Raw genomic sequence first — 12,987 nt, 5'->3', positions numbered from 1 at the left:
GCGCGCGGCCTCAGAGCAGCCCGAGCTGGCGTGCAATGGCCACCGCCTGGGTGCGGTTGCTGGCGTGCAGCTTGGCGCTGATATTGCGCAGGTGCGTGCGCACCGTGGTTTCGGACACGAACAGGCGCTCGGCCATGGCCACATTGGAATAGCCCTCGGCCAGCAGTTGCAGCACCTTCTGCTCCTTGGGCGTCAGCGGCTCCACCAGCGCCGCCGGCGCCGGCCGGCCGGTACCGGCGGCCTGCTCGCTCCCGGCCTGGCCGCAGGCCTGCAGCAGCCTTTCCACATAGGGGGCAGGCAGGCTGGCCGACTGGCGCGAGCAGGCATCGGCCACCAGCCTGCGCACATCGTCGCCCTCGTCGGCAAAGATGCGGACAAAGCCTTCGGCAGCGCCGAAACGCAGCGCCTCGCCCATCACCACCAGCGCGTGCGCGCCGTCGCCGGTGCGCTGGCACGCCTGCGCCAGCAGGATGCGCAGCTTGAGCGCGCGGCGCATCAGCTGGTTGCCGGCGGCAGCCGCCAGCTCGCGCTCGATGACCTCGCGCACCGGCGTGCCCGGGCGCGCATACAGGTCCAGCCGCAGCCGGCCAAGGGTGATGTCCTCGACATCGCTGGCAAAGGAGCTGACCCCGGGCCGCGTGCGCCACAGCGCCGGATCGGCGGCGCGTTCGATCGCCTCCTGCGCCGCGTGAACATTGCCCTGGCGCAGTGCCAGCCGTGCGCGCTCCAGCATTGCCGCCATCACCAGCCGCGTCAGCCCGCGGTGGTGCCCCAGCGCTTCCAGTTGCGCCAGCCATTCATGCGCCTGGTCGGCTTCGCCGCGCTCGAAGGCAATGCGGGCCAGCACCGTGTGCCCGGTGATGATCTGGTCAGGCAGCCCGAGGTCGCGCGACAGCGGCAGGTAGACGTTGAGCAATCGGCTGGCGCGCTCGGAATCACCGCTCTCGTACAGGCCTTCGGCCAGCAGGATGCCGGCCATGGCATTGCCGTTGGTGGGCCCGAAGCGGTTCGGCAGCATCGTGCTGGCGGCGATGCGAAACCGCGCCAGCGCCTGCTGCAGCCGCCCCTGGCGCAGGTCGATCAGCCCTTCGACCGATTCCGAGAAAATCTTGTTGAAATTGCTGTCCGAGCCTCGCACCGCGTGCCGTGCCACCTGCAGCAGCCGGCGCGCCTCCGGGTAGTCGCCGGCGACCGCAGCCAGGCGTGCCATCGACGTGCCCAGGATCGCATCGGGGAAGGCATAGCCCATCGGCAACGGCGGCAGCTCATTGCGGGCGAAGGCGCGCGCATCGTCGAAGCGGTCCATCATGTTCAGCAGCATGTGGCGCAGCGCGCGGATATGCGCCAGCAGGTCGCCGGCCGCGCCCTCGGTGGGGATCTGCTGCAGCAGGGCGATGGCTTCGGCCGGGCCGCGCGTGAACGACACCGCCCACACGCGCGCGATCTGCAGCTTGGGCCAGCGCGCCAGTTCTTCCGCCGGCACCGCCTCCAGCCAGCGCGTCAGCAGGCGCATGCGGCCCTGCGCCAGCAGGTCGTCCGCGGCGCCGTCCAGCAACGGCAGCGCGCGCGCCAGCGCACCGGCCGCGAAGGCATGCTCGATGGCGGGCACCGGGCGCCCCTGCGACTCATACCAGCGCGATGCCGACAGGTGCAGCTGCGGCACGGCGTCAGGCATGGCCTGCGCCAGCTGGCCGCGCAGGAAGCCGGAAAAGAGGCTGTGATAGCGGTACCACTGCTCCGATGCCGCACCGGAGCCACGCTCGCCATAGCGTTCGCTCTCCAGCGGCAGCAGGAACAGGTTGGCGCGCTCCAGCCAGGCCAGGATCTCGTCGCTGCTGCCAGCTGTCGCGGGCTTGCACACGGCGTCGCACAGCGGTCCGCACAACTGGTCCAGGATCGAGGTGCGCAGCAGGAAGTCGCGCACCGCCTCGGGCAGGTGCAGGAATACGTCTTCGACCAGGTAGTCGGCAATCGCCGCGTTGGAGCCGGAGAAGCCGGCGATAAAACCCTCTGGCTGGCTGCGCCGCTCCAGCGCGACTGACGCCAGCCACAATGCCGTGGCCCAGCCCTCGGTACGCCGGTGCAGCACGCTGATGGCCGCCTGCTCCAGCTTCAGCCCGCGCGCACGGCGCAGGAAGGATGCAGTTTCGCTGGCGGAAAAACGCAGCTGCGCGGGTTCGATCTCAAGCAGCTCGCCGCGCGCGCGCAGGCGGCCCAGGCCGGATTCCGGAACCCAGCGCGTGCCGATCACCACGCGGCAGCCGGGCGGCAGGCTTTCCACCAGTTGCCAGACCAGCCCGGTCACGGCGGCGTTCTGGATCGCTTCGAAATCATCGAGGAACAGCGTGAAGGCGCCGTTATGGCTGGCCAGGCGGTCGATCAGCGCGAGCGCCTGCTCGCCGGGATCCTGTGCCAGCGTCGCGTGCGCGGACCGGCCGGGGCCGCCGCCGCCCAGGCCCTGCGCGATGGCAGCTTCGACCGACCCCAGAAAGCGCGAGGCATCATTGTCCGACCGATCCAGCGTCAGCCAGGCGGTGCGCCCGCCCGCGGCCTCCAGGCGCGCGCGACACTGGAGCATGGCCGTGGTCTTGCCGAAGCCCGCCGGTGCACGCACCAGCACAAGCTTGACGAAACCGGCCGCGCACACGGTCTCGCAGATCGCCGCGCGCTCGACCTGGAACGGGGTCAGCAGCGGCGGACGCAGTTTGGCCGCCAGCGATGCGGCGCCGGCGGGCGGCGGCGCGCGCCGTCCGGTCTCCTCGATACTTGCCATTGGCTGTTGTCGTCTCCCGCACATCGCTGCCGTTGCAGGCCGCGCGATGCGCCCGCCCGCGCTGCGGATGCAGGCAGGCGGGCCGTGGCTGTGATGTAACGGAGGATTATGACGTAAACCGCCGCACTCGCGAAAATGCGGGCAGCGGCAGACGGCCCTACACCAGCTTGTTGGCGTGGCCGCCCCAGTAGCGGTCGCGCAGCAGCCGCTTGAGCAGCTTACCGGTCGGCAGGCGCGGCAGCTCGGACGCGAAGTCGACCGAGCGCGGGCACTTGATGGCCGACAGGTTGGCGCGGCAGAACGCGATCAGTTCCGCGGCCAGCTCGGGACCGGCCTGGCTCATGTCGACGGGCTGCACCACGGCCTTGACCTCTTCGCCGAAGTCCTCGTTGGGCACGCCGATCACGGCCACGTCCATCACCTTGGGATGCGTCATCAGCAGGTTCTCGGCCTCCTGCGGGTAGATGTTGACGCCGCCGGAGATGATCATGTTGGCCTTGCGGTCGGTCAGGTACAGGTAGCCGTCCGCATCCACGTAGCCGACATCGCCGATGGTGCTCCAGTCCGGCTGCTGCGGGTGGCGCGACTCCGCGGTCTTGGCCTCGTCGTTGTGGTACGAAAAGTCGCGGCCTTCGGCAAAGTAGATCGTGCCCGATTCGCCCGGCGGCAGCAGCGCGCCGTCCGGCCCGCAGATGCGCAGCTTGCCGACCATGGCCCGGCCCACCGTGCCCTTGCGCTCCAGCCACTCCGGCGTGCTGACCACGGTCACGCCGTTGCCCTCCGTCCCGGCGTAGTACTCCCAGATCACCGGCCCCCACCACGCGATCATGGCTTCCTTGACCTGCACCGGGCACGGCGCGGCCGCGTGGATCGCCACGCGCAGCGACGACACATCATAGGCCTGGCGCTGCGCCTCGGGCAGCTTGAGCATGCGCGAGAACATCGTCGGTACCAGCTGCGTATGCGTGATGCGGTGCTGCTGCACCAGCTGCAGATAGTGCTCGGCATCGAAATGCTCCATCACCACCGCGGTCCCGCCCAGCGCCTGCACGGTCATGTTGTAGCGCAGCGGCGCCGCGTGGTACAGCGGCGCGGGCGACAGGTAGCGCGTCTCGGCATCGAAGCCATAGAGCCGCTGGCACAGGCTGGTCAGGGTCGTGGGATCGTCGATATTCGGGCTTGATGGCGGCGCATACACTCCCTTGGGCCGGCCCGTGGTGCCGGACGAATACAGCATGTCGCCGCCGGTCACTTCGTCATCGATGCGCGTTGCCGGGCAGCGCGCCAGCGCGGTCTCGTACGCGTCATAGCCCGGCATTGTGCCGTCCAGCATCAGCCTGCCGCGCAAGGCCGGCGTCTGCCCGGCCAGGGCTGCCGCGACCTCGGCCTGCGCGTGCGTGGTGACCAGCAGCCTGGCGCCGCTGTCATTGATGATGTGGGCGGCATCGGCCACGTTCAGCCGCGTGCTCAGGCAGACATAGACAATGCCGCTGCGCTGCGCGCCCCAGCACAGTTCGAACAGGCGCGGATGATTCTCGACCATGAACGCCACGCGGTCACCGGGCTGCAGTCCCTGGCTGCGGAACAGGTGGGCGACCTGGTTCGAGCGTTCGTCCAGTTCGCGGTAGGTGACGACTGCGCCGCTGCCACCCATGATGACGGCTGGTTTTTCGGGTGTGCGCTGCGCGTGGATGTGCGGATGCATGGCGTTGGACTCCTCGAGGGTGTCGGTGTGTTGGCGGATGCCGGTACCGCATTCTCGGAACCCCAGCCGGTTCAACCATCGTCGGAAGCGACGAAGCGGCACCGCCACCGTTTTGCCGCAGTGCCACAAAAAAGGGCTGCGTTCGCGCCGGAACAGCTTCGTCCGATGCGACGATGCGCCACCGGGCGGCCTGGCAGGATGATGCCCGCCAGACTACTGCAATCACGCCTCACCCCCATTCCGAAGGAGCCAAGGTGGATTTCCAGTTCAGCGAAGAACAGTCGATGCTGCGCGACACGCTCGCGCGTTACCTGGCCGACCACTATGATTTCGAAGCCCGCCGCGCTGCCGTGCAGTCCGCCGCGGGCTGGCGCCCGGACTGCTGGCGCGCATTCGCCCGCGAGCTCGGCATTCTCGGCGCGGCCTACCCCGAGGCGCTCGGTGGCCTGGGCGGCGGCGCGGCCGAGCACATGATCGTGATGGAACAACTGGGCCGCCACCTGGCGCTGGAGCCCTACCTGGGCACCGTGGTGCTGGGCGGGGGCGCGCTGATGCACGGCAGCCCCGAGCTGGCCGCGCAGTGGGTGCCGGCCATCATCGGCGGCGAAGCCACCGCCGCCTGGGCCCACGCCGAACCCGCCAGCCGCTACTGCCGCCACGACGTGCAGGCCGGCGCCACGCGCCAGGGCAACGGCTACAAGCTGAGCGGGCACAAGCACGCCGTGGTCGGCGCGCCGTTCGCCACCCACCTGGTGGTCAGCGCCCGCACCTCCGGCGCGCGCCGCGACCGGGACGGCATCAGCCTGTTCTGGATTGCGCGCGACACGCCGGGCGTGACGCTGCGCGAGTACCCGACCTTCGACGGCCTGCGTGCTGCCGAGGTGCTGCTCGACAACGTGCAGGTGCCGGCGAGCCAGCGCATCGGCGCGGAAGGCGAAGCCTTTGCCCTGATCGAACAGCTGTGCGACGAAGCCATGGTCGCGCTCTGTGCCGAAGCCAATGGCGCGATGGCGCGCATGCTGGCCGACACCATCGACTATGCGCGCCAGCGCAAGCAGTTCGGCGTGCCGATCGGCACCTTCCAGGTGCTGCAGCACCGCATGGCCGACATGTACGTGCAGCTGGAGCAATCCGTGGCGCTGACCCAGGTGGCGGCGATGCAGGCTGCCAGCGCGCCGCAGGCACGCGCCCAGGCGGCGTGCGCGGCCAAGATCCAGGCCGGCCAGGCCGGTGCCTTTGTCGGCCAGGCGGCGGTGCAGATCCACGGCGGCATGGGCGTCACCGAAGAGCTGGCCGTGGGCCACTACTTCAAGCGCGTCACCGCGATCGACCTGCAGCTGGGCTCGGCCGAGCACCACCTGCGCCGCTACGCCGACCTGCTCTACCCCGCCCTGGCCGCGGCCTGAAGCCGGCATCCCCGAACCCAGACGATTACCCAGCGAGGCCCGTCGATGAATCTCGATTTCTCCCCGCAAGATCAGCAGTTCCGTGAAGACGTGCGCGCCTGGATCGCCCAGGCCTATGACGCCGACCTGCGCGCGATGATGGCGCAGTCCAAGAACGGCTACCTCGACAAGGCCGCGCAGCTGCGCTGGCAGAAGGCGCTGCACGCGCGCGGCTGGGCCGCGCCGAACTGGCCCAAGGAATACGGCGGGCCGGGCTGGACCCCGACCGAGCGCTTTATCTTCCAGTCGGAACTGGCCGCCGCCGGCTGCCCGCCAGTGTCGCCAATGGGCCTGAAGATGGTGGCGCCGGTGATCATGAAGTACGGCACGCCCGAGCAGAAGCAGCGCTTCCTGCCGCCGATCCTGAGCTCGGACGTGTGGTGGTGCCAGGGCTATTCCGAACCCAACTCCGGCTCCGACCTGGCCTCGCTGCAGATGCGCGCCGACCACGGCACCGACAGCGACGGCGAGCACTACATCCTGAATGGCTCCAAGATCTGGACCACGCATGCGCAGTGGGCCGACTGGATGTTCTGCCTGGTGCGCACCAGCCGCGAATCGAAGCGCCAGGAAGGGATTTCGTTCCTGCTGCTCGACATGCATACGCCCGGCATCACGGTGTCGGCGCTGCCGACGCTGGACGGTCCCATGACCGGCCAGCAGGAAGTGAACCAGGTCTTCTTCGAGAACGTGCGCGTGCCGGTGGCAAACCGCATCGGGGAGGAAGGCAAGGGCTGGACCTATGCCAAGTACCTGCTGGAGTTCGAGCGCGGCGGTACATATAGCCCGATGCTGCGCAAGCAACTGTCGAAGATCGCGGAGATTGCCGCGGAGCAGCCTGCCGACGACGGTGCCCGCCTGCTGGACGATCCCGCCTTCCGCCGCAAGCTGGCGGCGCTGCACCTGCGTGCTGCCGCGCTGGAAGCGGTTGAGTTGCGGGTGTTCTCAGGCGTGGAATCCGGGACCTCGATCGGGGCCGCGTCGAGCATGCTGAAGCTCACGGGCACTGAAACCCTGCAGGCAGCAAGCGAACTCGCGGTGGAAGCCGCGGGGCCGGCGGCGTTGCCGTTCGTGCAGGATACGTGGGCTGCGTTGCAAGGGCGCGAGGCCGCGCCGCGTGTCGGGCCGGATTATGCAGCCGTGCTGGCGCCGCGTTATTTCAACTATCGCAAGGCGTCGATCTACGGGGGGTCTAACGAGATCCAGCGCAATATCATTGCCAAGCTTGTGTTGGGGCTTTGAACGGTTCTGTTCCAGCCATGGTTTCAAAAGCAGCCGCCGTGTGCGGCTGCTTTTTTGGGACTTGGCGATATCGCATCAACGCCTTCGGCTGCGCCCCGCGCAAACGCAGAAAAAACCGACAGCGCACTTTGAGCCTGCGCAGCAGCCGTAGGCGTCCCCGCGATACGGTCGGCAGCAGGCGGCCTACACCCTGCATGGGGATCGTCCAATAGTGGGTTAACGCAGGCACTGCCCCACACTCACATGGCGTAGCAGGGTCGAACGGGCACCCACGCCCAAACGGCAAGCACCACCGCTCGAACCACCAACGCCGCGGAATTGATTGCCAGCCGCATAGGCGACGCGTTTTTTGGTTACTTTTTGTCGCTCGGACAAAAAGTGACTCGCCGGCCACGCCGGCGAAACAGCCACGCTGCCAGAAGCCACAAACCGACCGCATTGCCCCAACTCCATCCCCACCAAAGGACTGAAAACCACTCCCTAGGGTTCACCCTTAATTGACTGGCTACACCTGCGCTCATATATTTTTATGAACATATAGTTCATTTTTGAACACAACCAAGCAGGTAGACTAAATGCCCCTCAAGATCGGAATCAACGGCGCCGGCATCGGCGGCCTCGCCGCAGCCATCGCACTGCGCAAGCTCGGCATGGACGCAATCGTCTACGAACAAGCCCCCCGCTTCGCCCGCGTAGGCGCCGACATCAACCTGACCCCCAACGCCGTGCGCGTCCTCGACGGGCTAGGCATCGGCGACGCCCTGCGCGAAACCGCCGCACGCCCCAGCCACCGCATCAGCCGCACGTGGGACACCGGCGAAGAAACTTCCCGCCTGCCGATGCAGAAAGACGCCGAGCGCCGCTACGGCGCCCCGCAACTGACCATGCACCGCGCCGACCTGATGACCGCACTGGAAGCCGCCGTGCCGGCCGAATGCGTGCGCCTTGGCCACAAGGCCGTGGCGATCGAGCCGCATGCCGATAGCGCCACGCTGCGCTTCGCCAGTGGCGCAGAGGAGCGCGTCGATGTGCTGGTCGGCGCCGACGGCATCCACTCGACCGTGCGCACCGCCCTGTTCGGCCAGGAAAGCCCGATCTTCACCGGCGTGGTGGCCTACCGCGCGGTCGTTCCCGCCGAGCGCCTCGCCGGCGTGCCCAACCTGGGCGCCTTCACCAAATGGTGGGGCCCCGACGCCGCCACACAGATCGTCACCTTCCCGCTCAACCGCGGCCGCGACATCTTTATCTTCGCCACCGTCGCACAGGAAGCCTGGCGCCATGAGTCCTGGACCACGCCGGGCCGCGTGCAAGACCTGCGCAGCGCCTATGCCGGCTTCCACCCCGAGGCGCGCGCACTGCTCGATGCCTGCGACGAGGTGCTGATCTCCGCGCTGTACGTGCGCGACCCGCTGCCGGCATGGTGCGCCGGCCCGGTCACGCTGATGGGCGACGCCTGCCACCCGATGATGCCGTTCATGGCACAAGGCGCCGGCATGGCGATTGAAGACGGCGTGGTGCTGGCGCGCTGCCTTGCCGATGCCGCACCCGGCGGTGCCGCAGGCGTGCCCGCCGCGCTGGCACGCTACCAGGCCGCGCGCCACGAACGCACCAGCCGCATCCAGATCGGCTCGCGCGGCAATGCCTGGCTGAAGGAAGGCGGCAATGCCGACTGGGTGTACGATTACGACGCCTGGAACGTCGCCCTCGGCTGAAGCCGCGCCGATCGTTTCCGCCAGCACGGCCGCCTGCGCGGCCGTTTTCCGTTGACAGCAGACACCACCATGCCCAAATCCCGCCCACAGCCTGACCTTGCCGACGATGGCGATACCGAAGACGCCCGCGAAGCCCAGCTGGTCTCGCCGGTGATCCGCGGCCTGCGCCTGCTGCGCTTCATCGCCGAGGGCGGCGCCACCGCCAACCTGAGCGAAGTGGGCCGGCGCATCGACGTGAACCGCGTCACCGTGATGCGGCTGCTGGATACACTGGAGCATGAGGGCATGGTGGAACGCCTGCCGCAAGGCGGGCACCAGGTCGGCTTCAACTTCCTGAAGCTGGCCTCGCGCGTGCTGGCCAGCAATGACCTGACCAGCTTTGCCGCACGCGTGCTGGCCCGGCTGAGCGCATCGCTGCAGCTGTCGGCCTACCTGGCCGTGCGCGATGGCGGCGATGCACTCTACCTGCTGCGGCAGATGCCCGCGGCCTCGCTGGTCAGCAATATCCAGGTCGGCAGCCGCGTGGCCGCACACCTGACCACGCCGGGGCGGATGCTGATTGCCGAGCTGCCGCCGGAGACGCTGCGCGAGCTGCTGGGATCCGATCCCCTGCCGACGGTCACCGGCCAGAGCCCGGCCACGCACGCGCGGCTGGCTGATATCCTTGCCGCCGATCGCGAACGCGGCTGCGCCTGGAGCTTTTCCGCCTATGAACCGGGCATCGATTCCTGCGCGGCACCGGTGCGCGGCGCCGACGGCGACGTGATCGCCGCGATCAGCGTGGCGGGACCGCAGCAGCGCTTTGAAGCCGATGGCGCGCTGCGCGAGCGCGTGGAGAAGGAAGTCAGGCAGGCCGCGCGCGACCTGTCGGGCCTGATGGGATACCGCAGCGCCGCTACTCCGCGGTAATCCCGTACGCCTTGATCAGCTTCGCCCACGCCGCGGTTTCCTCGCGGATGCGGGCCTCGAGCGCCTGCGCCGTGCTGCCCACCGGCTCCATGCCCTGGCGCTGCAGCTCGGCCCGCACCGGGGGCGTGGCCAGCAGCGCGCGCACGTCGGCGCTGAGCGCATCGGCCGCCAGCTGCGGCGTGGCCCTGGGCACCAGCAGCGCATACCAGGAACTGACGTCGATGCCGGGCACGCCCTGCTCGGCCAGCGACGGCACGTTCGGCGCGGCCGGCGAGCGCCTGGACTGCGTCACCGCCAGCGCGCGCAGCGCGCCGGACTGGATAAACGGCGCCAGCGTCGGCCACGTGCCGAACAGCATCGGCACCTGTCCGCCCACCACGTCGTTGAGCGCCTGCGTGGTGCCTTTGTAGGGCACGTGCAGCAGCGTGATGCCGGCCTTGTTGCGGAACAGCTCGCCGGCCAGGTGCAGGCCGCTGCCGACGCCCGGGCTGGCGTAGCCCAGCGGCTTGCCGGACTTCTCTGCCTGCTGTGCCAGCCTGACCAGGTCCTGCACGGAATTCGCCTTTACTGACGGATGCACCGCCAGCACGTTGGGCGAGCCCGCCAGCAGCGACACCGGCCGGAAATCACGCTCGACGTTGTAGCTCAGCGCCGGCATCAGCGTGGGGTTGATGGTCAGGTTGCCGGCCGGGGCCACCAGCAGCGTGCAGCCGTCGCCCGGCGCGCGCCGCACCGTGTCGATGCCGATATTGCCGTTGGCGCCAGGCTTGTTGTCTACCACGAACGGCGTGCCGCGCCGCTGCTGCAGCCCGTGCGCCAGCGTGCGCGCGAGCTGGTCTGCCGGGCCGCCGGCCGGGAACGGCACCACGATGCGCACATTGGCGCAGCCGGCGGCTTGCGCCGCCTGCCACGGCACGCACGCCGCCAGCGCAGCGGCCAGCGCCGTGCCGGCCAGCCATTGCCGCCGGCGCGGCGGCCTGTTGTATGTCTTGCGTTGCTGCATATTGCTTCCCAATGGATGGCTGGCGGCGCGCGCTGCCGTCACGCGAACGGTTTCGGCACCTCCGGCCGGTAGTCGAGCAGGCTCGACAGCTCGGCCGCCGCCCGCCTGACCTGTTCCACCACATTGTCGAGCTGGTCCGGATCGATGCGCGAGGCCGGGATGGTCGCGCCCAGCGCCGCCACAACCTTGCCGCTGCGGTCGCGCACCGGCGCCGCGATGGTGGAGATGCTGGCCTCGAAGAACCCTTCATGCAGCACATAGCCGCGCTGGCGGTCGCGCTGGACCATGTCGTACAGCTCTTCGACAGTGCGCGGCGTGCTTTCGGAATACACCTCCAGGCGCTCTTCCGGATACAGCGTGCGCAGTTCCGCCAGCGACAGGTCTTCCAGCAGCACGCGGCCCAGCACGGTCGCATGCGCCGGCAGCCGGGTGCCAACGTTGACGGTGCTGGCAAACGGGCGCGAGGCCACCGACTTGGCCACATAGACGATGGAGCGCCCGTCGCGCACCACCAGGTTGCACGGATAGTGGATCTCGTCGCGCAGCCGGTCCAGCAGCGGGCGGCCCAGCTCGGTCAGCTCCAGCGAGGCCAGGTAGTCAAAGCCCAGCCGCAGCACCGCCATGCCCAGGCGGAATTCGCGCCCGCCGTCGGTGCGCTCGACAAAGCCCATCATTTCCAGCGTGGCCAGCAGCCGGAACACGGTCGAACGCGGCACCTTGAGCCGGCGCGCCAGCTCGGCCGCCGACAAGGTGCGCTCACGGCTGCTGAATTCGGCCAGCAGCCGCAGGCCGCGCTCCAGCCCCGGCACGATGTACTTCTCCTGGGCGCTCTCCGGGGCGCCCTCCTGGCCGCTTTCCTGCGTGTCTTCCTGCGGCGAATCGGTCGTCATGGTCTGTCTCTGCAATATTCGGTCTTGGCGTAACGCTCTCATATATCACGCCTGCACCCCGTAGGGTACCCGTATTGCCGGCAGACCCCGCCCTGGCTCCGCCTATGCCCCTGGGCGCAGGTAGTCGCGCAGCCAGGCCGCGCATTGCTCGCCCTGGGCGGCGGGCCACCGCACCACGATGGTCTCGTCGCTGCGGCGAAGCTCAACGCAGATGTCCGACAGCGGCCCGCGCGCGGCCTCGCCGCGCCCGAACAGCCGCGAGAACAGCCCGCCGGCGGCGGGTGCGGGCGCGGACCGTGTCGGCAGCACCGCATGGCCGTTGGCAGCCGCGGCCGATGCAACCGGTGCCGCAGGTGCGGACTTCGCCGCCGGCTCGGGCGCTGCCTGCGCCCCCTGCGGCGACAGCCGCGCCAGCAGGTTGGCGCCAAACTCGTCCCACATGCGGTCGGCCTTGGTCTTCATCACGCTCAGGCCGAAAGTGCCCAGCCGGCCCAGCACGTCCACCTCCACCCTGATGCGCAGCTGCGTGCCGCCATCGTCCAGGGCGGTCAGGAAGAGCTCGCTCGACTGGCGCAGCGAGCTGGCCACCGAGTCGTCCTCGCCGGTGCCCTCGGTGCGCAGGTAATGCGGCGCGCGCGTCTCGACGATCTTCGTATGCAGCCGGAAGCGCGCGTTGATGAAGGCGATCTTGACCGCCATATGGGCGATGTACTCGACATCGCTCAGCACTTCGATCGATTCCATGCCGGGCACGCACGCGCCCATCACGTTGGGGTCGAGCAGCAGCTCCCACACGCGCGCCGGCGGCGCCGCGGTGACCAGGGTCTTTTCAATTTCCACGCATTTTCTCCGCGGCGGACAGGACCGATTCAACGATGCCGACATAGCCGGTGCAGCGGCACAGGTTGCCGTTCAGGCCGTGCCGGACTTCGTCTTCGGTCGGGTTGGGGTTATTGGCAAGCAGCGCGCACGAGGCCATCAGGAAGCCCGGCGTGCAATAGCCGCACTGCAGCCCGCCGTTGTCCATGAAGCACTGCTGCAGCGGATGCAGCTGGCCGTCGGCGGCCAGCCCCTCCACCGTCATCACATGGCGCCCGCGCGCCTGCACGGCGAGCATCAGGCAGGACTTGACCACCTCGCCGTCGACCAGCACGGAGCAGGCGCCGCAGATGCCGGTCTCGCAGCCACGCTTGGTGCCGGTCAGGTTCAGGTCGTCGCGCAGCAGGTCGGACAGCAGGCGCCGCGCCGGCACCTCCACCTGGTGTTCCTCGCCGTTGACGGTGAGTTCGATGCTGACTTGGTTCATGG

General features: G+C 69.0%; 10 protein-coding genes. 4 read left to right on the top strand and 6 right to left on the bottom strand.

Annotation, left to right across the window (positions count from 1 at the left end; all coding sequences use genetic code 11):
* Window positions 1–10: 10 nt before the first annotated feature.
* The gene (locus I6H87_RS22540; protein ID WP_011616786.1) at window positions 11–2,773 is read right to left on the bottom strand and encodes a winged helix-turn-helix domain-containing protein; all 2,763 of its coding nucleotides are present in this window, start codon (window positions 2,771–2,773) and stop codon (window positions 11–13) included.
* 157 nt (window positions 2,774–2,930) lie between these two features.
* Window positions 2,931–4,478 carry an AMP-binding protein gene (locus I6H87_RS22535; protein WP_011616785.1) on the bottom strand — a complete coding sequence of 516 codons (1,548 nt, stop codon included), beginning with the start codon at window positions 4,476–4,478 and terminating at the stop codon, window positions 2,931–2,933.
* A gap of 254 nt (window positions 4,479–4,732) precedes the next feature.
* Between I6H87_RS22535 and I6H87_RS22530 the strand changes: the two genes are divergently transcribed.
* From I6H87_RS22530 to I6H87_RS22515, 4 genes are all read left to right on the top strand, one after another.
* Window positions 4,733–5,884 (top strand): acyl-CoA dehydrogenase family protein, encoded by a 1,152-nt coding sequence (locus tag I6H87_RS22530; protein ID WP_010811666.1) that lies wholly within the window; start codon window positions 4,733–4,735, stop codon window positions 5,882–5,884.
* Between the two features lie 45 nt (window positions 5,885–5,929).
* Complete coding sequence (locus I6H87_RS22525) at window positions 5,930–7,165, top strand: acyl-CoA dehydrogenase family protein (protein WP_011616784.1); 1,236 nt, start codon at window positions 5,930–5,932, stop codon at window positions 7,163–7,165.
* Between the two features lie 575 nt (window positions 7,166–7,740).
* Window positions 7,741–8,877, top strand: coding sequence for an FAD-dependent monooxygenase (locus tag I6H87_RS22520; protein WP_011616783.1), 1,137 nt, complete (start codon window positions 7,741–7,743; stop codon window positions 8,875–8,877).
* A gap of 69 nt (window positions 8,878–8,946) precedes the next feature.
* Window positions 8,947–9,786 (top strand): IclR family transcriptional regulator, encoded by an 840-nt coding sequence (locus I6H87_RS22515; RefSeq protein ID WP_010811669.1) that lies wholly within the window; start codon window positions 8,947–8,949, stop codon window positions 9,784–9,786.
* Here the strand turns inward: I6H87_RS22515 and I6H87_RS22510 are convergent.
* The 4 genes from I6H87_RS22510 to I6H87_RS22495 all read right to left on the bottom strand — a co-directional run bounded on the left by I6H87_RS22510 (window position 9,773) and on the right by I6H87_RS22495 (window position 12,985).
* The gene (locus I6H87_RS22510; protein WP_010811670.1) at window positions 9,773–10,789 is read right to left on the bottom strand and encodes a tripartite tricarboxylate transporter substrate binding protein; all 1,017 of its coding nucleotides are present in this window, start codon (window positions 10,787–10,789) and stop codon (window positions 9,773–9,775) included. The two genes, I6H87_RS22515 and I6H87_RS22510, sit on opposite strands and share 14 nt — an antisense overlap.
* A 38-nt stretch (window positions 10,790–10,827) precedes the next feature.
* Window positions 10,828–11,679 (bottom strand): IclR family transcriptional regulator, encoded by an 852-nt coding sequence (locus I6H87_RS22505; protein ID WP_010811671.1) that lies wholly within the window; start codon window positions 11,677–11,679, stop codon window positions 10,828–10,830.
* A gap of 102 nt (window positions 11,680–11,781) precedes the next feature.
* Complete coding sequence (locus I6H87_RS22500) at window positions 11,782–12,519, bottom strand: SRPBCC family protein (protein WP_010811672.1); 738 nt, start codon at window positions 12,517–12,519, stop codon at window positions 11,782–11,784.
* Window positions 12,509–12,985: a (2Fe-2S)-binding protein gene (locus I6H87_RS22495; protein WP_010811673.1), complete on the bottom strand. Its 477-nt coding sequence runs from the start codon at window positions 12,983–12,985 to the stop codon at window positions 12,509–12,511. Before I6H87_RS22495 ends, I6H87_RS22500 begins: the two co-directional genes overlap by 11 nt.
* Window positions 12,986–12,987 lie beyond the last annotated feature (2 nt).

Source organism: Cupriavidus necator, assembly GCF_016127575.1.
Lineage (GTDB): Bacteria > Pseudomonadota > Gammaproteobacteria > Burkholderiales > Burkholderiaceae > Cupriavidus > Cupriavidus necator_D.
This window is presented reverse-complemented; position numbering and strand designations above follow the sequence as displayed.